General features: G+C 42.1%; 19 protein-coding genes and 2 tRNA genes. 9 read left to right on the top strand and 12 right to left on the bottom strand.

Going from position 1 to position 23,518, the window contains the following annotated elements:
- Window positions 1–42: 42 nt before the first annotated feature.
- The 6 genes from mraY to rsmH form a co-directional block, all read right to left on the bottom strand.
- Window positions 43–1,161, bottom strand: coding sequence for a phospho-N-acetylmuramoyl-pentapeptide-transferase (gene mraY / locus I6E84_RS11040; RefSeq protein WP_110923675.1), 1,119 nt, complete (start codon window positions 1,159–1,161; stop codon window positions 43–45).
- A gap of 3 nt (window positions 1,162–1,164) precedes the next feature.
- Window positions 1,165–2,625 carry a UDP-N-acetylmuramoyl-tripeptide--D-alanyl-D-alanine ligase gene (locus tag I6E84_RS11035; RefSeq protein WP_197218031.1) on the bottom strand — a complete coding sequence of 487 codons (1,461 nt, stop codon included), beginning with the start codon at window positions 2,623–2,625 and terminating at the stop codon, window positions 1,165–1,167.
- Between the two features lie 357 nt (window positions 2,626–2,982).
- The gene (locus tag I6E84_RS11030) at window positions 2,983–4,734 is read right to left on the bottom strand and encodes a UDP-N-acetylmuramoyl-L-alanyl-D-glutamate--2,6-diaminopimelate ligase (RefSeq protein ID WP_197218029.1); all 1,752 of its coding nucleotides are present in this window, start codon (window positions 4,732–4,734) and stop codon (window positions 2,983–2,985) included.
- A gap of 78 nt (window positions 4,735–4,812) precedes the next feature.
- Complete coding sequence (locus tag I6E84_RS11025) at window positions 4,813–6,918, bottom strand: peptidoglycan D,D-transpeptidase FtsI family protein (RefSeq protein WP_197218026.1); 2,106 nt, start codon at window positions 6,916–6,918, stop codon at window positions 4,813–4,815.
- Window positions 6,915–7,397: a cell division protein FtsL gene (locus I6E84_RS11020; RefSeq protein WP_197218025.1), complete on the bottom strand. Its 483-nt coding sequence runs from the start codon at window positions 7,395–7,397 to the stop codon at window positions 6,915–6,917. Before I6E84_RS11020 ends, I6E84_RS11025 begins: the two co-directional genes overlap by 4 nt.
- A 404-nt stretch (window positions 7,398–7,801) precedes the next feature.
- Window positions 7,802–8,839, bottom strand: a complete 1,038-nt coding sequence (gene rsmH, locus I6E84_RS11015) for a 16S rRNA (cytosine(1402)-N(4))-methyltransferase RsmH (protein ID WP_197218125.1) — start codon at window positions 8,837–8,839, stop codon at window positions 7,802–7,804.
- 443 nt (window positions 8,840–9,282) lie between these two features.
- Here rsmH and gltX point away from each other — a divergent pair, with 443 nt between their 5' ends.
- From gltX to I6E84_RS10990, 5 genes are all read left to right on the top strand, one after another.
- Entirely contained in the window at window positions 9,283–10,809 is a 1,527-nt protein-coding gene (gene gltX / locus I6E84_RS11010; RefSeq protein WP_197218023.1) for a glutamate--tRNA ligase, read from the top strand.
- Window positions 10,810–10,920: 111 nt separating this feature from the next.
- On the top strand, window positions 10,921–12,663 hold the full coding sequence (locus tag I6E84_RS11005; RefSeq protein WP_197218022.1) for an NACHT domain-containing protein: 1,743 nt from the start codon (window positions 10,921–10,923) through the stop codon (window positions 12,661–12,663).
- Window positions 12,664–12,808: 145 nt separating this feature from the next.
- Window positions 12,809–13,186: a hypothetical protein gene (locus I6E84_RS11000; RefSeq protein WP_197218021.1), complete on the top strand. Its 378-nt coding sequence runs from the start codon at window positions 12,809–12,811 to the stop codon at window positions 13,184–13,186.
- 122 nt (window positions 13,187–13,308) lie between these two features.
- A tRNA-Ala gene (locus tag I6E84_RS10995) sits at window positions 13,309–13,384 on the top strand.
- 145 nt (window positions 13,385–13,529) lie between these two features.
- Window positions 13,530–13,605: transfer RNA gene (locus tag I6E84_RS10990), tRNA-Glu, on the top strand.
- A 132-nt stretch (window positions 13,606–13,737) separates the two neighbouring features.
- Here the strand turns inward: I6E84_RS10990 and I6E84_RS10985 are convergent.
- Both I6E84_RS10985 and I6E84_RS10980 read right to left on the bottom strand, forming a co-directional pair.
- On the bottom strand, window positions 13,738–14,343 hold the full coding sequence (locus tag I6E84_RS10985) for a hypothetical protein (protein WP_197218020.1): 606 nt from the start codon (window positions 14,341–14,343) through the stop codon (window positions 13,738–13,740).
- Between the two features lie 33 nt (window positions 14,344–14,376).
- Window positions 14,377–14,676 carry a hypothetical protein gene (locus I6E84_RS10980; protein WP_197218019.1) on the bottom strand — a complete coding sequence of 100 codons (300 nt, stop codon included), beginning with the start codon at window positions 14,674–14,676 and terminating at the stop codon, window positions 14,377–14,379.
- A gap of 284 nt (window positions 14,677–14,960) precedes the next feature.
- On the opposite strand from I6E84_RS10980, the gene I6E84_RS10975 reads away from it, so the two are divergent.
- Window positions 14,961–15,614, top strand: a complete 654-nt coding sequence (locus I6E84_RS10975) for a LysE family translocator (protein ID WP_197218018.1) — start codon at window positions 14,961–14,963, stop codon at window positions 15,612–15,614.
- 32 nt (window positions 15,615–15,646) lie between these two features.
- Window positions 15,647–16,105 carry a hypothetical protein gene (locus I6E84_RS10970; RefSeq protein ID WP_197218017.1) on the top strand — a complete coding sequence of 153 codons (459 nt, stop codon included), beginning with the start codon at window positions 15,647–15,649 and terminating at the stop codon, window positions 16,103–16,105.
- 114 nt (window positions 16,106–16,219) lie between these two features.
- Here the strand turns inward: I6E84_RS10970 and acnA are convergent, their stop codons facing one another.
- Window positions 16,220–19,060 (bottom strand): aconitate hydratase AcnA, encoded by a 2,841-nt coding sequence (acnA, locus tag I6E84_RS10965; protein ID WP_197218016.1) that lies wholly within the window; start codon window positions 19,058–19,060, stop codon window positions 16,220–16,222.
- A 314-nt stretch (window positions 19,061–19,374) separates the two neighbouring features.
- Window positions 19,375–20,382 carry a DUF3025 domain-containing protein gene (locus I6E84_RS10960; protein ID WP_197218014.1) on the bottom strand — a complete coding sequence of 336 codons (1,008 nt, stop codon included), beginning with the start codon at window positions 20,380–20,382 and terminating at the stop codon, window positions 19,375–19,377.
- 111 nt (window positions 20,383–20,493) lie between these two features.
- Here I6E84_RS10960 and I6E84_RS10955 point away from each other — a divergent pair, with 111 nt between their 5' ends.
- Entirely contained in the window at window positions 20,494–21,210 is a 717-nt protein-coding gene (locus I6E84_RS10955; RefSeq protein WP_197218012.1) for a metal-dependent hydrolase, read from the top strand.
- 45 nt (window positions 21,211–21,255) lie between these two features.
- Entirely contained in the window at window positions 21,256–21,834 is a 579-nt protein-coding gene (locus tag I6E84_RS10950; protein ID WP_197218010.1) for a YchJ family protein, read from the top strand.
- On the opposite strand, the gene I6E84_RS10945 is transcribed toward I6E84_RS10950, so the two are convergent.
- Entirely contained in the window at window positions 21,835–22,296 is a 462-nt protein-coding gene (locus I6E84_RS10945; RefSeq protein ID WP_197218009.1) for a type II toxin-antitoxin system VapC family toxin, read from the bottom strand. It lies immediately after the preceding gene.
- Window positions 22,297–22,298: 2 nt separating this feature from the next.
- Entirely contained in the window at window positions 22,299–23,468 is a 1,170-nt protein-coding gene (locus I6E84_RS10940; protein ID WP_197218007.1) for an AAA family ATPase, read from the bottom strand.
- Window positions 23,469–23,518: the final 50 nt, after the last annotated feature.

The following is a 23,518-nucleotide window of genomic DNA, read 5'->3' as shown; positions in this document are numbered from 1 at the left end:
TTCAACGTCAATCAGAATGACGATATCGACATAGCTTTAAAGTTAACGTAGCTTTAGAGTCATTAGACCTAAAATAACAAGAATGATAGCGATAATCCAAAACCTTGCCACCACTTGCGTTTCTTTCCAGCCAATTTCTTCAAAGTGATGATGTAATGGTGCCATACGGAAAACGCGTTTTTTGCGCAGTTTATACGAGCCAACCTGTAGCATAACCGATAGCGCTTCAGCGACGAACAAACCACCCATAATGGCGAAGGCAATCTCTTGACGAGTCATAACCGCAATCGTACCAAGCATCGCACCGAGGGCAAGTGCGCCGACATCACCCATAAATACCTGTGCCGGATGCGCATTGAACCATAGGAAGCCAAGCCCTGCACCAATCATCGAACCGCAGACAATAATGACTTCAGAGTTGTAAGCGATATAAGGTACATGTAAGTAATCAGCAAAGCGTACATCACCTGATACATAGGCCATCGCACCTAAACCTGCCGCGACTAAAACCACTGGCAATATAGCCAACCCATCTAAACCATCGGTCAAATTGACAGCGTTAGAAGCACCATTAATCACAAAATAGGTAAAGATAATAAAACCAATGCCAAAAGGCACTGCCGAAAATGGAATCATCCAGTCTTTAAAGATAGGTAATAACAAATCCTGCATCTCGCGGGTAGTTGCGATATCTGGCTGTAACGTCGCGATATAATACAAAGATATACCGACAAATAACGCGCCCATCGATAACCAAAAATACTTTTTGCGAGCGATTAAGCCTTTAGGGTTTTTATATTTAATCTTGAGCCAATCATCTGCCCAGCCTACTGCCCCAAAAATAACCATGACAACGAGCAAAATCCAGACATAAGGATTGTTTAGACGTGCCCACAATAGCGTCGATACCCCAATGGCACTGAGAATCAGGACACCGCCCATGGTTGGTGTACCCGTTTTAGCCAAATGCGATTGTGGTCCGTCATTACGAATCGCTTGACCGTACTTGAGCGAACGCAGATGTCGAATGACAGGTCCACCCAACGCCATACTAAAAGCAAGCGCGGTCACGACCGCAAGTAATGCTCTCAACGTCAATGAAGAAACCGCAGAAAACGGCGTATAATACTGGCCAAGCCAGCCAAACAACCAAACTAACACCGCCTACTCCTCGACTAGCGCATTTATAAGAGTTTCCATTTCCATGGAACGAGAGCCTTTGAACAACACGGTACAAGGCTTCGCTTGTTGCGCTTGCAAATACGGCTGTAAATACTGTAATAAACTGTCTTTATCCGCAAATGCATGGGCACTAATATCAGCAATCTCTTGCGCACCCGCAACGGTATAAGGGGCGTACTCACCAACACAGAGCAGCACATTGATGCCTGTAGTTGCAATGGTACGACCCAAACTTTGATGTTCACTGATAGCTGCTTCACCGAGCTCACCGATATCACCTAATACCATCACTTGCGTACCAGTCTGCGCGGCCAATACTTTGGCAGCGGCACGTACCGAATGAGGGTTGGCATTATAAGTATCATCAATTAAGCGATGCATACCAAGCAACTGACTGTTCAAACGGCCTTTTGCTGGACGGGCATTTTCAAGCCCAATCACGATGTCACTGACAGCAATATTGAGCGCGTGTGCACAGGCAGCAGCGGCCAAAGCATTATTGACATTATGCTCACCAGCCAGTGGCAAGTTGATATCATGAACTTGGCTGCCAATATGCAACTTAAACTCACTGCGCTCAGGCTCTACATCGAGATGGCTAGCACTAACGTCAGTATTACCAAACCCAATTACATGAGACGTATGCTTTTCAGCGATACGGCGCAGTTGATTGGTGAAATCATCCTTATCAGGAACAATCGCAAACTGGTCATTGGTTAATGTGCTATAAATCTCAGCCTTGGTCTGGCAAATGCCTTCACGGCTACCGAATTCGCCCAGATGCGCGGTGCCAATATTCAAGATACAAGCCACATCAGGCTGAACAATTTCAGTCGTATAGGCAATCTCACCAATATGATTAGCACCCAACTCTAAGATAGCATAACGATGATGATCCGACAGCTCAAGCAGCATCATCGGTACACCCAAGTCATTATTTAGGTTACCACGGGTAATCAGTGTTGGCGCTAATCTACCAAAGATACTACCAAGCATCTCTTTGCAAGTGGTCTTGCCACTAGAGCCAGTGATTGCAATCACGGTCAAATCTGTGTGCTGCTGGCGACGATAAGCAGCCAACTGACCTAGTGCTAAGCGTGTATCACTCACTACCAACTGCGGAATACTGTTTGGACTGGTAACAGGACGAGATACGATAGCAGCGATAGCACCTTGTGATGCCGCCATATCGATATAATCGTGACCATCAAAATTATCACCGCTCAGCGCTAAAAATATATCACCTGGCTTTATCGTACGGGTATCAGTAGCGATACGATTGCCAGTGACAGCGTCGTTTGATAACTCGGTCTGTCCTGCATTTATTTGTTCTGGTGATAACTGCCAATGACCATCAAGAGATGCTGTCGCAGCAAGCAGATTATCTACTTTCCAGACATACAGCCCTTGCGACTGAGTGGCAGTATCGTTGTCGGCTGTCATAATGATTACCTTATATGATGACTACTTAATTTTTATAAATATTAGGGTCTGTTGAACATTCAAATATTAGGGCTGCTGATTGCTAAAATTGCACCAAACTAGGCGCAAGTCGACGATAATGTCGAGACCTTAGCTAGGATTGTAACAACGTTTGGGATAATTTTAGCATCAGCCTTTCAGGGCAGTACTATTTTTTGCCAATATATGGCGAAATTGTTTCACCTAGAATAACTAGGCATCAAAAATTTCACTGCATATTGTCTAAAAAAATAGTGACTGCCAGCACCACATTTGAATGTTCAACAGACCCTAGACTTTTCAATGATTGTGACGTAAAAAACCGTCATGGCCAATTGCCTATACTCGGCCCGCTTGCGCTAGCGTTTGCTGCAAAATGACACTGTCATCAAAATCATAACGGACATGATTAATTTCTTGATACGTTTCATGGCCTTTACCAGCGATAACAACAATATCATCGGCAGCGGCATGACTGACAGCATACTCAATGGCGGTTTGACGCGCAGGTTCGATATGCGTACGTTGATATTGCTCTGTACTCATGCCAGCTTGCATGTCTTGCAAAATGACATTGGGGTCTTCAGTACGTGGATTATCAGCCGTCAAAACAACTTGATCAGCACCCGCCAATCCCGCTTGCGCCATCAATGGGCGCTTGCCTGCATCACGATCTCCGCCGCAACCAAACACTGCCCATAGCTGACCTTTACAATGGGTCTTTAAGCTGGCCAGCACTTGGCTCAATGCATCAGGCGTATGCGCATAATCCACGATAAAACAGCCATCATTAGACGGCACACGCTGCATGCGTCCAACAGCACCCTGTAGCTTCGGCACAACTGCAGCTATACGCTCAACGTCACTGTATATTCCATTATCAACATCGTTTGAGTTCACACTAAGCGCCACTGAAGCAGCAATAGCCGCAAGCAAATTAGCGACGTTAAAACGGCCGAGTAATGGACTCACGATATTTATATTGCTTATGTTCTCATTACCAGAGCCATTACTATTAATATCACTACGCAGGGTAATTTCGACACCTTGTAGGCTTGGCTTAATGTCAGCCGCCACAAAGGTAGCTGTTTTTGATGGATCTAAACTATAGGTCCAAACGATTACATTGCTAGCCTGCGCAGTATCAATCATAACCTGCGCATACTCGTCATCGATATTGATAATGGCATGCGTCAAATCTGGAAAATGTGCTTTATCAAACAATTTGGCTTTTGCCGATGCATACGCTGCCATATCGGCATGATAATCTAAGTGATCGCGACTCAAATTGGTATAAATCGCCACAGATACTGGCATACCTTGCAAGCGCTGCTGTTCTAATCCATGAGAGCTGGCTTCTAATGCTAAGAGTTCAGCGCGCTCTGTGCCCATTTGATACAAGAACTGCTGGACAGCTAAAGCATCGCCTGTCGTATGGCTAGCTTGTACTAATGCGCCAAGTCGACCATTACCTGCTGTACCCATCACTGCACTACTCATGCCAGTTAACTGAGTTAATTGCGCTACTAATTGGCTGATAGTGGTTTTGCCATTGGTACCCGTTACAGCAACGACCTTTGGTAAAGTCACTGATTGTTGATATTGCAAACGAGATTGAATTAAATCACCTAAAATATCACGGATATTGGGTACGTATAATACAGGGCAAGATAGCGCAGCTAATTGTTGCTGTGCGTTCGAGATACTATCCCCTGATGAGACGATATCAGTAAAATTTGATACATTCCCCGTAGCAAACAGCGCGATAGGATCGACTTCCGATAGAATAAAAGCCGCATTTTTAGCAGCTTGGAATAGATAGTCACGGCTTTTTTGAAAGTTTGGTGTCTGGCTTTTTAAGAGAACGAATGCATCGTTAGTTTCGAGCTGACGACTGTCTAAACGGAACTGGTGAAATGGGATATTAGCGATTACATTTATATGATTTGACTTGTCTTGAGTCGCTGCCTGAGTATCCGATGCCGCTACCATCGCCGTCCATACCTGCTGTAAACCCTGTTTATGACTGCTATTGGCTTCAACCAATTGTTGCAAGGTGACAAGAGCATTGTTCGGCGATGAGATAGTCATTGGCAAATCCTAAATGGTTAAAACAAATCGAATAATTAAGCGCTAAACATTGAAAAACGGTCAGTTACACTTTTACTGCTATGGCTCTTCCGTTTTTAACGGCTTGTCTAAAGGTACATTATATAAACGTAGCGCCTCTTTCATGACGTTATGGAATACAGGTGCTACCGTCAAGCCAGCATAAATTTGACCACGTGGATCTTCAATGAGCATCACACCGACTAACTTTGGATTGGACGCTGGCGCCATACCAGCAAAGACGTTGCGGTACTGGTCAGTATAATAGCCTCCATCTGGATTGATACGGCGCGATGTACCTGTTTTACCAGCGACACGGTAACCATCGATAGCAGCGGCTTTGGCTGTACCACCCTGCTCGGTGACACTTTCTAGCATTTGAACAATCGACATTGCCTTTTCATGCGCCATGATACGCTTGCTCGGTAGCGGCTTATCATTTTTGATTAGGGTCAATGGGTGCATGACGCCACCTGCGGCTAGCGCTGAGTAAGCTTGCGCCACCTGCGCCAGCGTCACTTGTAGGCCATAACCATAACTGACAGTTGCACGGCGTGCTGTCTCTTTCTCTTTTGGTGTCACGACCAGACCACTTCCTTCACCAGGGAATTTTAATGGTGTCTTCGAACCAAAACCAAACTGCCTTTGCATATTACTAATAGCATCGGCTGGCAGTGATAGCGCAATCTTGGTAGAGGCCACGTTACTAGATTTCTGTAATAGCGTTGCCAGATTAATCATACCCAGATTATTATGATCACGAATGGTATAGCCACGAACACGAATAGATCCAGGATTGGTATCGATTAAAGAGGTCGGTGTGTATTTACCAGAATCCAAGGCGGCAGCAACCGTAAATGGCTTCATTACTGAACCCGGTTCAAACACATCAAGAAGCGCACGGTTACGTTGATTCTCACCAGTCATCTCATTCAAGTTGTTTGAATTAAATGATGGCCATGTCGACAGTGCGAGCACTTCGCCCGTTTGCACATCGACGATCATACCCGTCGACCACCGTGCTTTTTGCAAACGGCCTGCTTTTTCTAGCTCTTTATAAAGCAAATACTGCAAGCGCGAATCAATAGTCAACGCCACATCTTTGCCCGGTATTTCTGGTTCAATTTGCTTAATTTCTTTTAGACTGTTTTGTTTGGCATCTTTTAATACCAATACTTTACCATCATCACCTGCCAGCTCAGTTTCATACTGACGCTCGATACCGGCACGACCTTCGTAACCACCTTCAGGGTCGCTAGCACTTTGTCCCATAAAGCCCAATAACTGCGAATTTGGTTGTGGCTGCGGATAATAGCGCTGAAAGAAATTCTTTTCATAGATACCAGGGAAGTCAAGCGAGCTGACACTCTGAGCAATCTCAGGCGTTACTTTATTCAACAATGGCAGATAATGTGAGCCTGCGCCCGATGGCAGCGCTGCTTTCACTGCTTCTTCGTCAGTGACATCGATACTGTCATCAATGGCGGTGACTTTCTTTAACTCGTCGACTGAGATATTGGCAGCAGCAGCAAGCGTGGTCAAATCCATATTGTCTAGACGCTTTTGCATACGCGCCTGTAATTGTGGACTGCTAGGGTTGGTAAGAATAATCCGCTTTAGCTCATAATATTCACGCGAATAATCATGCGGACTAAAAGACACGGTTGCGAGTGGCGCACTGACGGCTAATGGCAAGTCATTGCGATCGGTAATCATGCCACGATAGGATTTTTGCGTACGCACGCTGGTAATAAGCTCATTACCTTTATCTTGGTAGAACTGGGCATTAGCGACTTGCAAATAATATGCACGAGCTATGAGTAACCCCAATACGACCAGTGCGATACCCCAAATAGTACGGAAGCGATTTTTATCATGCTCAAAGCCACCACGGGAGGACGCACCAGATGCCTTACCTAAAAATGCTCTTTTGGCTTTTTGGTTTTTGACGCTGGTATAGGCACCCTTATCTTCGTTCTTTTTTAGGCGATCAAACAGTTTGGCTTTACGATTACCAGAAGATTGTTTTTCAGGCTTGCTGCTTGTTTGTCCAGATTTAGCCGCGCTAGCAGGGCGTAATGGCTTGGTGACCTTGCCACTGGCTGGTTTTTTTCTGGTAGTTTTGACAGGTTTTTTGACACCAGTATTAGGTTTTTTATCACTCATTGTCCTGCCTCCGCTTCCGCAACATCAGGAGACAAATCCGTAGAAGCCCGTGGTCCAACAGCGTATGACTCTTCGTCATCTGAATCGCTAGTGTCCACTGGTACCAATACCGTAGCGGCTCCTGGCTGGATAATGAGCTTGTCTTTGAGGGTTGGTGAGAACATACCCAACTCAGACACAGCACGACTAGCAATTTGCGGTGTCGCACTAAATGTCTGTTGTTCAATGAGCAAGCGCTGGTGCTCAACTTGTAGCTTACGCTCTTGTTTTTTCATGTCTTGCAAAGTTTTATAGTCCTGATGATATTGCTGAACACCTTCGGCTGTTTTGATACCGCTCCACACAATCGCGGCAGCTATTATCAATAGCACTGCCACATAGATACTGACCACATTAAATCGGCGCACAAATAGTTCGCCGATATCGTTATTATAGGGCGGTGCGGCGCGACGTTTTGTCGGTTTGTCAGATATTGCCATGACGATCTCAAAAATTGAACTTCAAAATATAAAAAGCGATAACCGTCTATGAGTGATGCAACACTCATGAGCCATCAGCACCATCAGAAAAGATAAAGGTAAAACCAAACAGACAAAAAAGAAAGCAACTGTCGAGCCTAGCAGAGAATGTTTACAGGTTTTTAACAGCCACGTAACCATTAAAACATCAGTCATATTTCACAAATAGATAGCTGACCAAATACCATGCCCGAGCGTTGAAACATCTAAGCACTTATATTTCTAAACACTTATATTTCTAAACACTTATATTTCTAAACACTTATATTTCTAAACACTTATATTTCTAAGCACTTATATTTCTAAGCACTTATATGTTCAAGTACTTAGAATAAGTAGATATTTATGCACCAACTATCTAGACTTTACTGGTCGCCGACAGGCAGATAGTCGATATCCGTACGTGTTGCCATGCGCAACCATGCACTACGCGAGCGTGGGTTTTGACTGGTTTCAGCTTTGCTCGGACCCACACGTTTAGGCTTGCTAAAGTAACGTGGACGATTGGGCGGCATCGGTAGCTTTTCATCTTCTGGGTACTGCCCTTTGCTATGGCGCTGCAAAAACTGCTTGATACGGCGATCTTCTAGCGAGTGAAAGCTAATGACAGCCAGTTGCCCACCTGATTTCAAAATTGGGATACTTTGTTCTAAAAAGGCATCGACATCGCCAAGCTCATTATTAATAAAAATGCGCATGGCCTGAAAGCTCTGAGTCGCTGGATGCTTGCCGCGCTGCCAGTTCGGATGCGCCACTTTGATTACTTCTGCCAACTCAAGCGTCGATTCATAACTATCCATCTGCTTGATCGCACGTGCAATACGGCGACTGTGACGCTCTTCGCCAAAGTCATAAAGCACATTAGCCAACGTTTCATCATCAACTTTCATCAACCATTCAGCAACCGACTGCCCACGGCTGGTGTCCATGCGCATATCAACCGCACCATCACGCATGAAGCTAAAGCCACGACTGCCATCATCAATCTGCGGTGAGGAAATACCCAAATCCGCCATCAAGCCGTCAACTTGCACGATGCCCATGGCTGCTAGACTGTCCGTCAATGTCGCAAAGCTGTCATGAACCACTTTCACGCGGCTATCTGTACTTGCCAGCTCTTGAGCCACGCTAATGGCTGTCGGATCTTTATCAAAAACAATCAGCTGTGCATCATCGGCCAACTGACTTAATAGTAGTCGACTATGTCCACCGCGCCCAAAGGTTGCATCAACGTACACACCGCTCATCTGTAAGCCAGCGTGGATGTTATCGTCTGTTTGCTTGGGCAAGAATTTTACACCGAGCACTGCCGCGACAGTCTCTTGCAGTAGCACTGCATCGTGGACAAAACTTAATTCATCAGGCGTGATATCGCCCTCATGACGGGCTTGAGTAACATCCAGAGGGGCATCTTGCGTAGACGCATCCTGTACAGAGGATGGGCTAGGTGCTGACTCAGTGAGTGCAGCAGCGGCAGAAGGACTGGCTTTCGATTTTGGCTTAGACTTTGATAAGGACACAAACAACTCAATAGATGACGACCATGTTGGCCAGTAATAGTAAAAAATCAGATGAAAATAAACAAGTTATGCCTTGCCTAGCATTATTATCGCAAGGATATATCTGTAGTCAAGCGCTAGAAGGGCTTTTCATTAAAAATATCCTATCTCTCTGTTATACTAGCGCTATATTTTACGCTATTTTTCTACTTTGACGACTATTGTTTCATCCGTATTTTTTATTCAAATATTTCATGCATATTTGTCATTGCGATTTTTTATTACCCTCTTTCACTGCTAAATTTACTAACCAACACATTCATTAACAAACGTATTTTGAGATTCCTATGACCCAAACATCGACCCAAGCATCAACACGCCCTGTCCGTACTCGTATCGCACCTTCACCCACTGGCTTTCCTCACGTAGGAACGGCTTATATCGCCCTATTTAACTTGGCCTTTGCTAAAGCGCATGGCGGCGAGTTTATTTTGCGTATCGAAGACACTGACCAAACGCGCTCAACCGAGCAATCAGAACAAATGATTTTGGATGCGCTGCGTTGGGTCGGTCTAGATTGGAGCGAGGGTCCAGATATTGGTGGTCCTCACGCCCCTTATCGTCAGAGCGAGCGTAGCGACATTTATACCAAACACGCCGAGATGCTCATAGAAAAAGACCATGCGTTTCGCTGTTTTTGTACCAGTGAAGAGCTAGATACCATGCGTGCTGAGCAAATGGCCAATGGCGAGACGCCACGTTATGACGGTCGCTGTGCTCACCTTGCACCAGAAACCACCGAAAAACTGGTCGCTGAAGGCAAGCCACATGTGATTCGTATGCGTGTGCCTACCGAAGGCATCTGCCAAGTACATGACATGCTACGCGGTACGGTTGAGATTCCTTGGACCCAAGTCGACATGCAAGTGCTGCTAAAAACAGACGGCATGCCAACATACCATTTAGCCAACGTCGTCGATGATCACTTGATGGATATCAGTCATGTGATGCGCGGTGAAGAATGGTTGAACTCTGCGCCTAAGCATCAATTGCTTTATGAATATTTTGGTTGGGAGATGCCAGTACTTTGCCACATGCCATTACTGCGTAACCCAGACAAATCAAAGCTGTCTAAGCGTAAAAACCCAACCTCTATCACCTACTATCGTGATGCGGGCGTACTTCCTGAAACGTTGCTCAACTATCTCGGTCGTATGGGCTACTCGATGCCAAATGATGCTGAGCAGTTTACCTTAGAAGAAATGATTGCTAGCTTTGATATTCAACGTGTGTCACTTGGCGGCCCTATCTTCGATATCGAAAAGCTCAACTGGCTAAACGCAGAATGGCTACGCGCCCTCACCCCTGAAGAATTAAAGAACAAAATCCTCGACTGGGCCAGCAATAGTGACAAACTAACCGCTATCGCAGCCGCCATTCAACCACGTATCGAGCTATTGTCTGATGCGGTAAATTGGAGTGGTTTCTACTTCCAGAACCTACCCGCTATCACTGCCGAGAGCTTTACGCATAAGTCGCTCACACCTGAGCAAATCATGGACATGCTACAGCTGTCATTATGGCAGTTAGAAGTCTTGCCAACGTGGTCGGAAGAAAATATCTACGCTACGCTAAAAGGTCTTGCCGCTCACCTCGATATTAAGATGCGTGACTTTATGGCGCCGTTCTTTATCGCTATCGCTGGTAGCACGTCATCGACGCCCGTCATGAACTCTATGGCGATTATCGGTGCTGATATGACCCTGACACGCTTGCGTCATGCCGTTGATGTACTGGGTGGCCTCGGTAAAAAGAAACTGAAAAAGCTTGAAAAGCAAGCGGCAGAATTGCCAGACTTTTTGACAGCAGAATAATTCAGACACATTAAAAATAAGTCTATAAAAACTGTTCAAGCTATCATAATCATTATACGATTATGATAGCTTTTTTTAACAAAAATTTATTTATGAAATAGGTGATATTTTATGGTCGTTACAGCCGCTGTCCTAACTACCTTATTGAAAGATCCTCTAACTAAGGCTTTAGGCTGGACATTCAGTGAAGCGTTAAAAGGTTCTCGCAATCAAAAAATAGAAAAATCACTTGAAAGCTTATCTAAGAGAATTACAGACGTAATTAAAGTAAAAACTTTTTATCAAATTGATGAAAGTATTGATCTGCATAGATTTTACGTTCCAACTCGAGTTAACGATGTTAGTATTAATATAGACACTGTTTCAAAAATAGATTCAAAATCTATCGTTTTAGAAGGTACAGTTGGGCAAGGCAAGTCTATTTTTATGCGTTATTTAACTTATCAAGAAGCACAGCAAGGACAAAAAGTTCCAATTTTCTTTGAGCTTCGCAGGTTAGAAAATAGTCAAAGCTTAGAAGAAGCAATTACTTCAACCATCAGCAATTGGATCCCTTTCTTTTCTGAAGAAAACTTTGATAAAGTAGCTCAGAGTGGTCATCTTGTATTATTTCTTGATGGTTTCGATGAAATACCACATGAGAGGATACAAAATATAATTAACGAGATTGAAGGATGGTGCGTTCGCTACCCCAAGATGCAACTCATCATTAGTGCTCGTCCAGAGTCCGAAATTCAAAAATCAACATATTTTAAAACTTACAAACTATCGAGTTATACACTCCCTGAGCAGGACAAGCTAATTGAGAAGCTAATTCCAAATAGAGAGACTCAATATGTTCTAAAAAAAGCTATAAAAAACAGCTCAACACAGATTAAATATTTGCTTAAGACACCATTAATGGTGACTCTTTTTGTCATGCAATATAAAGCAACTTTAGCAATACCAGAAAATCAAAGCGAGTTTTATGAAAATTTATTCTATTCACTAATTTTACGCCATGATAATACAAAAGCGGGATTCAGAAGACAACTTAATAGTGGTTTAGATGTATCTACCTTACAGGGGTTATTCGAAGAATTTTGCTTCATCACTAAGAACAGTGAAAAGCTAGTTTTAAGTAAACCTGAAACAGTAAGAATGATATCTGATTGCTTAACAAGCCAAGAAATACAAAATAGTACTGAAAATATATTAAAAGACTTCTCTACGGTTGTCTGTTTATTATTGAAAGATGGACTGGAATACTCTTTCATTCATAGAAGTATTCAAGATTACTTCTATTCAAGTTATATAAATAAAAAATCAGAAAAAGCTAAAAAGGAATTTTACAAAGCATGCTTACAGAATGAACGTTTTTCTAATAAAGTAGATAACGTACTAAGTTTCTTAGAAAGAAGCGATACTTATAACTATAATAAGTTTTTCTACATTCCCATAATAGATCAATATATTAATTTCTATCAAATAAACTACAATGACAATACTATTATAGATAATATCTATCTATTCAATAGTAGTGATAAAAATATAAATTATCTTACTGTCATACATATGGATGAAACAGTAAGTTTAAGCAGTAAGTTTACAAGTATATATATTAGTCCTTTAATGAGAGATATTTCTAAATCTGTGAGCCCTACTAGCAACAATTCATCTTATGCAATGAGTAGTGACACTTCATTGAAAATACAGGGAGAACCATTAAAAAAACATGTTCATGAAACCTTGGCGACAGAAATTTATAAAAAATCTATTGATGCAGGAAATGCTATATTACAAGCTAGAACAGATTTTCAGAACTACATAGTTAAGAAAGATGGACTTAATATAGATTATGGAAAGTTTAAATAGTCATTGAGCCATAACTTATGTATTTATCAAAATCGTCATAAATACAATACAATACAACAATAATTACAGAGCTTTATGAGTAGGACACATTTCTAGTTTTACAGATAACGATATTTTCTTTTTAAACCTCTTAACTGGAATAAACATGGCTGCTAAAACCGTCACGATAGAAAGCAAAGATTATGTTTTTAACACGCTCAAAGAAGCGCAGAAATATTATGATGCCATCGTAAAAGAGCTTTATGATGCAAAGCTTACCCTGACAAAGGGTCAAGATTTCGAAGATTTAAAGTGGATATATACCACTTACTGTGGTTATACCAACCATAATCTAGATAAATTAAGCAGGTTTGACATCACTGGCTTTAAAGGTATCAGAACCGTCAGAGAAAAAGGTGGTCAATATATCCCTACTGAGTGCTGTATCATCATTTTTTCTGATGACAACTCTAATTGTACTGAGGAAGAGTTTTATACTGATAAAGCCATCAAAGAAATCTCTCTCAAGCAAAATCCACGCTAATTTGGCCTTATGAAGCCATTAAAATAGGCTAAAATGCTTTTTTTTGCATATTTATGGATTATTTTTAAAATAGTAGTTGACAGGGCTGTCGGTCTTGCATAAAATACGCACACTCTTAGCGAGGGGCTATAGCTCAGTTGGTAGAGCACTTGCATGGCATGCAAGGGGTCAACGGTTCGACTCCGTTTAGCTCCACCATACTATTTATTGCAATGCTCAGTACTACTGAAATTTATAATAGATACTCGCTAGTAGGACGATATCAGCACCTAGGCAATGCTTACTTGTAAGCTATCTGATATTGTGAAGTACCGTTGTAACCATTGGTTATAACACTCTATGCGTCCCCATCGTCTAGAGGCCTAGGACACCGCCCTTTCACGGCGGTAACGGGGGTTCGAATCCCCCTGGGGACGCCACTATTTGGCGTCACTTACTAGCACTTTTGCTTAGCATTAGATTAGACTAGTAAGCGAACAATAAAAAAGCCCAGTCACCATACGGTGACTGGGCTTTTTTATGTCTGTTGATTTTTATCTAGCATTAATTAATCAACATTGCACTAGAAATCTAATAGCAACCAGCTTGTTGTCTAGGAAACTCAGATATAGCAGATTATCACTAGTTTTTTCACGGACAGAATACATAATGTCGTAGGCTGTTTTTATACCAGTAGACTCTATGCCAACCGTGTTGTCTGAGACTGTCGCCTTATTTTTATAAACTTCAAATTTTTCAAGGCTTAAGCTTTTAGGATTGAAGTTGTTATCGATTAATAGTTCATTGTATTTAATACGAAGCCCATCAGGGATGCCCACTATTTTCATGATAGCGCCCTGATTATCTGTGATATCAACTTCCATATTGCCATACTGATAAATCGCTTCTTCTCCGCTCTCTCCTATTTCTTCTTCAGTAAAAAAACCGCCACACTCAACGTCACTCATTTTCTTGAATTCACCGTCGAATGTGGTCATGCTTTTAATTTGATCTAAGCTAAACGCTTTACCAATTTCGATTTCTCTTATATTTGCGTCAGAATATTTCTCGATTTTTATATTACTATCAGAAGCTTCTGCGTTTGGTGTGTTAATGCCAGTGCTACACGAGCAAATTAAAAAAGATATAGCAAATGTAAAAACACACTTATAAATCATATTACCATCCCCTAGAATTGGTAAGTTGTCATATTAACGATCATAACAAGAGACAAACTCTCTAATCGCCCAGCCCCAGTGCCTGTACTCGCCCTTGTAGTAGCCTTCTAAATATACCCACGGACGGTTTTTATTATCATAAGTGATATCTGTGACATACACCTCGCGATCATTACGCAGCTTATTAATAATCTTGCCATTAGGTTCATCGCGAATGTTTAATGGTGTGTCAGTCGGATCTGTTACTTTACAAATTCTCTCAGCATGCGCGGCACTTATCCCAACAGTCATAGCAAAAAGAGAGACAGCAACGGTACAAGCCAAACGTTTCATCTCAAATCCTTATTATCAACAAATGTTTTATCTAATCCTGATATATTATCAGAGTTGGTACTGCCGTATCTGAGATTTTTATAAGATATTTACGTTTTATCCATTTCACAGGGGCTGAGCGTAAAGTGTGTCTTATGGTTTCTAAAATCAGTATTTATTGAGAAATTTATTCTATTGCCAACCTCTCTAATACGCTTTAACATCGACGTGACCAGCGTTTTTATAAAGTGTGCCTAGCTGCTATAAATAATGGATTTTTGCGCGATCAAAAGAAGGGATTCGCTATGTTCGGGATTGAGAACTATCTAGGATTTATTTTGGCTGCTATTTTGTTAAACCTAACCCCAGGCACGGACAGTATGTACATCATTACCCGTAGTATTTCGCAAGGGCAAACGGCAGGGGTTTATTCTGTGTTAGGTATTACTTCGGGCATTCTGGTGCATACGCTACTGGCTTCGCTAGGATTATCCGTATTGCTTGCTAACTCTCCTACGGCATTTATGCTCGTTAAATATATTGGTGCTGGATACTTGTGCTATTTGGGTGTCAAAATGCTAATGAGTAAACAGCAGCCTTTGATAGCCAGTAGTTTGCAGGATGACGAGAAGTCGAAATCCATCAAACCTCTAGACCATTGGCAAATATATAAGCAAGGTGTATTGACCAATACCTTTAATCCAAAAGTCGCGTTATTTTTCCTCGCATTTTTCCCGCAGTTTATTGACTCCAGTTATGCTTACGGCATGCTGTCATTTTTAATGTTGGGACTAACCTTTGCTGTTACTGGCTTTATATGGTGCTTGTGTTTGGCACTGCTGGCGTCAAAGTTCAGCAAAAAACTAAGAGAGAATCCAAAAATTGAATCAATGATGAACAAAATAAGTGGTGTCGTATTTATGGGGCTAGGAATTAAGCTGTTGACTGAGAAGGGTTGATAGAATTGGAATACATAGTAGAGGATGTAATAATGAACGACGATAGTAAGAAAAAATTTACTTTGCTACTTGAAGAATTACTCAACACGGAATGCTCAGAGCCAAGACAAATAGAAATAAACCTTGAACTAAATACATTATCTCCCGATCCATTTTGGAGTGACTATATATTCTGGAGTGATGAGTATGCACACGAAGATGGAAATGTAAACTACGAGAAACTGTTTGATAAAATTTCTGGTTATCCGAATTCTTACGAGTATAAAACAAAAAGTCGTATTTTAGATCTGGCTCAAAAACTTATTACTAGAGATTTCTCTGATATTAGTGAAGTTGACATAGTAAATGAGATCAATGAACTTTCTCCTGATATCAGTTGGACAAACTACCTTTTTGTCGATAAAAGCTGCTTAAACGATGATGGTAGCATCGATAAAGAACAGTTCTTAAATAAAGTGTTTAAAGAGAGCTGGAATGAGAACTTCAGATAAGTTAAGTAAATAGATTTTCAGATATTTGCTTTCCTTTTTCTCAGATAATAAAAAAGCCCAATCCCCTACTTTGAATGGGATTGGGCTTTTTATCATACTAAGTTTATTTGACCTTTATGCAGCGTTTTTACTCTCAGCAGCTAGTTGACGTAGCACATAGTGCAGTACGCCACCGTGACGCACGTATTCACGCTCTTTTGGCGTTTGTAGCATGACATTGACTACAAAACTCTCAGTTGAGCCATCAGCACGCGTAGCCGTGACTGTCGCTGTTTTGCTTTCACCATTGTCTAGACCCGTGATACTAAGTACCTCAGAACCGTCTAAGTTATACGTCTCTGCATTTTCACCTTCTTTAAAGGTCAATGGCAACACACCCATACCGACTAGGTTTGAACGGTGAATACGCTCAAATGAGCTGGTCAATACTGCTTTTACACCGAGTAAAATCGTACCTTTGGCAGCCCAATCACGGCTAGAGCCAGAGCCATATTCCGCACCACCCAATACCACGAGTGGGCGCTTGTCTTCTTTATACTTCATCGCCGCATCATAGATAGCCATTTCTTCACCATCTTGGAGAGTGGCTTTATCACCATTAAAGTAATAGGTATAGCCGCCCTCTTTGCCAGCCATCATCGTATTCTTGATACGGATATTGGCAAAGGTACCACGAGTCATAACCGCATCATTACCACGGCGTGAGCCATAGCTGTTGAAATCGGCTTGTAGGACACCACGCTCTTGCAGATACTTGCCTGCAGGTGAGTCTGGGTCGATATTACCCGCTGGTGAGATGTGATCAGTAGTGATTGAATCACCGAACAGACCTAAGATACGTGCGCCTTCGATATCAGGGATACCTTCTGGCTCCATGGTCATACCATCAAAGAACGGTGGGTTTTTGATATATGTTGACCCTTCATCCCATGGATACAACTGACTATCTGCAGAACTGATCGCGTTCCATGCTTTGCTACCTGCAAACACTTCACCGTAATTTTTGCGGAACATATCAGCATCGATATTATTGGCAATTAGCTCATTGATCTCTTCTGACGTTGGCCAGATGTCTTTTAAGAACACATCATTGCCGTCTTGGTCCTGACCCAGCGGATGCGTGGTCATATCGATATCGACCGTGCCCGCCAACGCATAAGCCACGACCAACGGTGGTGACGCTAAATAACTAGCTTTGACGTGTGAGTGAATACGACCTTCAAAGTTACGGTTGCCTGATAGCACGGCAGCAGCGACTAGGTCGTTTTCTTCGATACCTTTTTCAATACTTTCAAGCAATGGCCCTGAGTTACCGATACACGTGGTGCAACCATAACCTACTAGATAGAAGCCTGTTTTTTCTAGCTCATCCATCAGCTTGGTTTTTTCTAGGTAATCAGTCACCACTTTTGAACCAGGTGCTAATGACGTTTTGACCCATGGCTTGGCTTTCAGACCTTTGGCTGCTGCTTTTTTGGCGACTAAACCTGCACCAATCATAACCGCAGGGTTTGAGGTATTGGTACAAGAGGTAATGGCGGCAATTACGACTGAGCCATCACGTAGCTTATGATCTTTCTCATCGATACTAACAGTAGAGAAGACGCCATTTGCAGGTTGATAGCCATCATCTTGATCATCGTTCATTTTTGGCTGAGCTGCTAAATGTTCAGCTTGTTCTTGCTCACCACCTTCTTGATCAAAGCGACCTTTGCCTTCTACTTCTGACTTGCGATCTTTGGTCATTTTTTCTAACGTTTCACCAAACTTTTCGTGCATATCAGACAGATTAATACGTTGCTGTGGCAAATTAGGGCCAGCAAGTGCAGGCTGTACTGAAGCCAGATTTAACTCTAACTTGCTCGAATAAGTTGCCGCTGGTGTATCTGCATCGTGCCATAGGCCTTGCGCCTTGGCATACTTTTCGACCAACTCAATTTGTGCTTCATCACGACCAGATAGACGCAGATAATCAATCGCCATTTGGTCAATAGGGAAGATGCCACAGGTCGCACCATACTCTGGTGACATATTAGCAATAGTGGCACGGTCTGCAAGCGGCATACTGTGTAAGCCTTCGCCATAGAATTCGACGAACTTACCAACCACACCATGCGCACGTAGCATCTCGACCACACGCAATACCAAATCTGTCGCAGTGACACCTTCAGTTAGCTTGCCTTTCAGCTCAAAGCCAACCACTTGTGGAATTAGCATTGATGATGGCTGACCGAGCATCGCCGCTTCCGCTTCGATACCACCCACGCCCCAACCAAGTACACCGATACCATTAATCATGGTCGTATGGCTATCTGTACCAAACACCGTATCTGGATAAGCTGTCAGCTCACTTTTACCATCGACAGTGACATCTGCTGCCATCACAACACGAGCTAAATACTCAAGGTTGACCTGATGCACGATACCCGTCGCTGGTGGTACGACAACGAAGTTTTCAAAAGCGTTACGACCCCAATGTAGGAACTCGTAACGCTCATTATTACGCTTAAATTCAATTTTTTCGTTGAGATCTAGCGCGTCTTCACGGCCATAAGCATCTACTTGTACAGAGTGATCGACGACCAGCTCACTAGGAATGAACGGATTAATTTGCTCAGCCTTACCGCCAAGCTCAACTACCGCATCACGCATCGCTGCCAAATCGACCACAGAAGGCACACCCGTGAAATCCTGTAGCACCACACGTGCTGGCATAAAGGCAATTTCTTTTGACGCTTCTGCACCTGCATCCCAGTTGGCAACGGCTTCGATATGGTTTTTTCCGACTGATTGACCGCCGTCTTCGTTACGTAATAGATTCTCTAGTACGATTTTCATGCAAAATGGCAGTTTACTGATGTTTTCGTAGGTTTTGGTTAGCGCTGGCAAGCTGTAGTAGGTATGTTCCTTGCCATCGACCGCAATCGTGTCTTTTACATCAAAAATATCACTCATAGTAGCTTCCTTATCGTTGTTATATATCCTGAACATAAGCAGTCTTACGCTTGTGCTGATAACTGGTGGCTAAATAAATCCTTCATCATTGTTTATTAAAGTTAATCGTTATTTAGAATGAGGAGACATAAATCTCAATGAATAAAATGGCTAAATACCTTTTAAATCATTTCTTTATCATTTAACAATAACGTCCTTTTACCATAACAAATATATCAACCTTTGTTAACGTCTAGACGTAGTCAAATCGTGGCACAATCGTAAACGTAACAACGGCTTAGCCACTTATCTACCAATACTTCAGCCATTTCACACTAATTACTTTTTTGACGGCGACCACTACGAAACACATAGTCATCATCGTAAAAACTCGGATCAGCATTTTCTGACCAAAAATGCGGCACACCCAAAATAGGTAACGGTGCAAGCTGGCGCGGTGTAACATCGTTTTTTGATAATAATGTGTCCATGTATTCAGCAACTTTGTCATCCAAGTAGCTCATACGCTCAGCTAACGATAGGGTAAAGAATTCTTGTGCAACATTGATGACAATGCTGTGAGCGCATAAGGGTTTTCGCGGGTATACCAACTGCTCAAGTAAGGCGTGACCAAAAATATAGACCGCTGCTTGTGCATGGCTAGTAGGCTGTTGTGGTTCGTCCCACTTAGGGCGCGATGATACTAAACTCGCCTGCCAATCAAACCCAATCAACGCCTCACCGATATTTGAATCTGCCGTGACGAGCACTGCGCCATTCTCATCAAAGACAGTAATGGTATCGCGCACACGCCCTCTACTCGCATTGATACCCTGCGCGGCAATCTCTAGCATATGATAATAATTGAGCAATGCCTTAGTTTTCGGAAACGTCAGCCAAATACTGCCGTTAAATAAATCGTGCAAGTTATCACGCGTCGGGATATTACCAGTCGTTGCAATAAAGCTTTCATATGCTTCGCCTTCAGGGAGCGCATTCTGTGAGACGAACTTTAAGGTATGGGCTTGATTATTATGAGTGGGCTTAGTCGTTGGTAGTTCTGCTTGCTCATAATAATCAAGCCCATAACTGCTTTGCTGATTAAAGGCATTGTTTAATACACCCGCAATCACATCTATTGGCTGACCCTCATACGCTACAGCATTGTTTTGTTCACTTAATGAACTTAGACTTTTAATGATTGCGCTGATGATGCTCAGCTGATTTATATGGCACATCCATGGCACTTGCCAATCAATGTCAGCGAAGCTTTTATCCAGCATAGGTGAGATCTCAGATAAAACATCAGCATCAAGGGTAACGGGGGAATCAGTGGTAAGCATAGACGCGTTCTCTGTTAAGCATTTGGCTACGCTATGGTATCATGGTGCGCTTTTTTACTGCTAGATACGCCGCTCGAAAGGTCTTTTTGAGCGCTATGGATAAATGATTTTATGGCAAATTTTAATACTCACCTAAATGTCGCTTTTATGGTCAGCGGCACACTGAGTTTGACGGTTTATAAAGCTGGATTGATTGATGATTCAGGCTTTTTGGTGTGCGTGGCGCTTGGGACTATTGGCGGGTTGTTACCGGACTTAGATTCTGATAATTCCACACCGATTAAGCTCGGTTTTAATATTACCTCGTTTATATTTGCCTTTGGTCTCGTCATGCATTGGCGCAGTGATTTGAGCTTACTTGCATTGATAGTATTGTGGCTAGCTGGCTACGGTTTTATGCGTTATGTGGTCTTTCATATTTTCACTACTATGACTGTGCATCGTGGCGTCATCCACTCTGTGCCGTATATGGCGATACTGGGATTAGGTCTGACGTGCCTAAGCTATTATGGGGCGCAGCTCCCACTGACGACCAGTTGGTTTTACGGTTTATTCTTATTCGGCGGTGCGATGGTACATTTATCACTGGACGAGCTGTATAGTGTCAATTTATCCAATATGAAAATGAAACGCTCATCAGGCACTGCGATGAAGTTTTATAAACATGACGACAAATGGTGGTATCTATTGCTATATACCTTGCTCGCTATACTGGTCTATATGGCACCACCTTTTGAGGCGTTTTGGGCGCAGCTACGTGACCCAGCACCATGGGCACAGCTCAAAGTTGGCATATTGCCAGAGTTAATAAAAAGCATTCTGCAATAAAAGCCCCTCAAAGCCATAAAATCCAAACGAAGAATAGAGTAACCTATGCAACCTTCCCTACACACTTGCCCTTGTCAAATCAATCCAGCATCAGAATCTGTCAGCTCAGCGCTACTTTATAAAGATTGCTGCCAGCCTTATCATGATGCTTTTTATAATGACGAAGTCGATGAAGTAGATGGTATAAAAGCCGAGACAGCCGAACGGCTCATGCGCACGCGCTATAGTGCCTTTGTGTTGATTAAGCCAGAGTATATCGTCAAGACCACGCTACCAACGCAGCAAGCATTACTTGATGTGCAAGCAATTGAGAGTTGGGCGAAGGAAACGGACTGGGCAGGATTGGAAATCGTAGAGCACACGCCAAAGCTGGGTAAACGTCATGCACAGGTTGAGTTTAAGGCTTATTTTAAAAGCCATGAGGAAACAACTAGCAGTTTAGAAGGAAAAATACAGGCACACCATGAACTGTCTGCCTTTGTAAAGGTTACAAACAAAGCTAATCATGATGCACGCTGGTACTTCTTAGATCCTACGGTCGCAATGACTATCAGCCAAAAACAACCGTGTATCTGTGGGTCTGGAGAGAAATTTAAGCGGTGTTGTGGAGGTTATTTGGGTTAGTTATAGCGCTTGATAACGCTCGTATAAACCTTCCATTTGATCTATGTGCTTATCATTAGATAGTAGCTCAATACCATTAATTTTAGCCGTAGCAAAATGAAACACATCAAACTTTCGCTTTTCTAAATTCTTTGGTATACCTTTGCTATCTGCTTCATATTTGTCTAAACGGTATAGATTGGTCGCCAAATCCGTAACGTCTTTACTGATATCTAGCCATGTAAATTCTTCAACAGCTGCTTTAAATTTATTAAAATCTTCACTCTCATTCTGACCAAACTTTCTTAAAAACTCATATCGCAGCAATGGTGTGATGACCAGCTCGACATTATCATCATTGACGAGTGCTAATAAATCCATCAGACGCTCAAGAAGATCGACATCATTTTCATCAATATTCTTACCTTCCAAGAGATAGGTCAAAAAGTTTGAGTCCAGTAACTTCGCAATTTCTGTATCCATTACTATTGCGTTCCTTCTTTAAGCTCATTGATCCGTTTTTCTAACAGTTCAGTCAGTATTTTTTTAGCATTTTTTTGCTGTGGCGCATTATCACGCGCCAGCTTAAGCTTATTAATATCAATGTCAAAAGCATCTTTTAGCAGGTCTACAAATGCAGCGTTATTTGGATGCTCTATCAGCTCTGTTTTGACCACGCCATCTTCTTTATCACGGTATAACTCATAAGCTTCGCCATGTTGCAACTGACTTAAAACAATAGCGGAATGGGTGGTGATATAAAACGTCGTATTAGGAAATAAACGCTTTAAAGTAGAAATAATAGTCGCTTGCCATTTAGTATGTAGATGACTTTCGATTTCATCAATGAATACCACGCCTTTAACACGAGCAATATTGATTTCGTTGGTGAAGTAGCTATAACCTGCGATGATAGATTGCATGATTTTAAGAATTGAAGCAAAGCCGCTAGAAAGCTCGGATAATTCAGTTTTTTTATCAGAAACCTTTATAAATACGCGATTATTTCCTGATATTTCAAGAAATTTACGATCAATTCGTTCGTCAACCTTGTTCAATAAGTCTAGCAACGTCGTGATTTCTACTTCGCGATTATCTTCGGCGGCTTGGTAAGGGTTAGCAGATTGAGCACGCTGAATTATCCATTCGTGGATAGAAATACCATTTTGATCTTCTTTAAATGAATTATGACCTTTAAGTATTGATACAATCTTTTCAATATAATCTTTTCTTCTGATTTCAAAAGTATTGATATCACCATTCTTTCGTTGTTGTATCTTACTTAAATTATCTTCAATATATCCTCTAGAATAAGCAGACACGTAAACTAATGCCATATCATGGATAGATGTGGAAGTGCGTAAAGGATTCTGGTTGCTTGGGTCTATCGGTTTATTTTTAAACCCAAACTCAAGGGTTATGTTGTGAGAGCTCAATTCTATGAACTGTGGTTTTGAAATGTAGCGTAGGTTATTTACCCATTTGTTAGAAAATTTATGAGAACAAAATTTAGCTGTAAATAAAGCCTCTAAACACTTCGTCTTGCCAATACCATTTTCACCAATTAGACAATACACTCTTTGCTGAGGCTGGAAGCTAAGATGAACATCACCGACACCTACTAGCTGTTTTATTTGAATGTCATTGCCTAACATAGCTTCACCTAATTTTTATTAAACTATTAATTTTATAGTGGAACAACCAA

The sequence above is a fragment of the Psychrobacter sp. SCQQ22 genome, from assembly GCF_015864605.1.
In the GTDB taxonomy this organism is placed as follows: Bacteria; Pseudomonadota; Gammaproteobacteria; order Pseudomonadales; family Moraxellaceae; genus Psychrobacter; species Psychrobacter fozii.
Note: the sequence above shows the minus strand (reverse complement) of the source record. Positions and strands in the feature narration are given on the sequence as shown.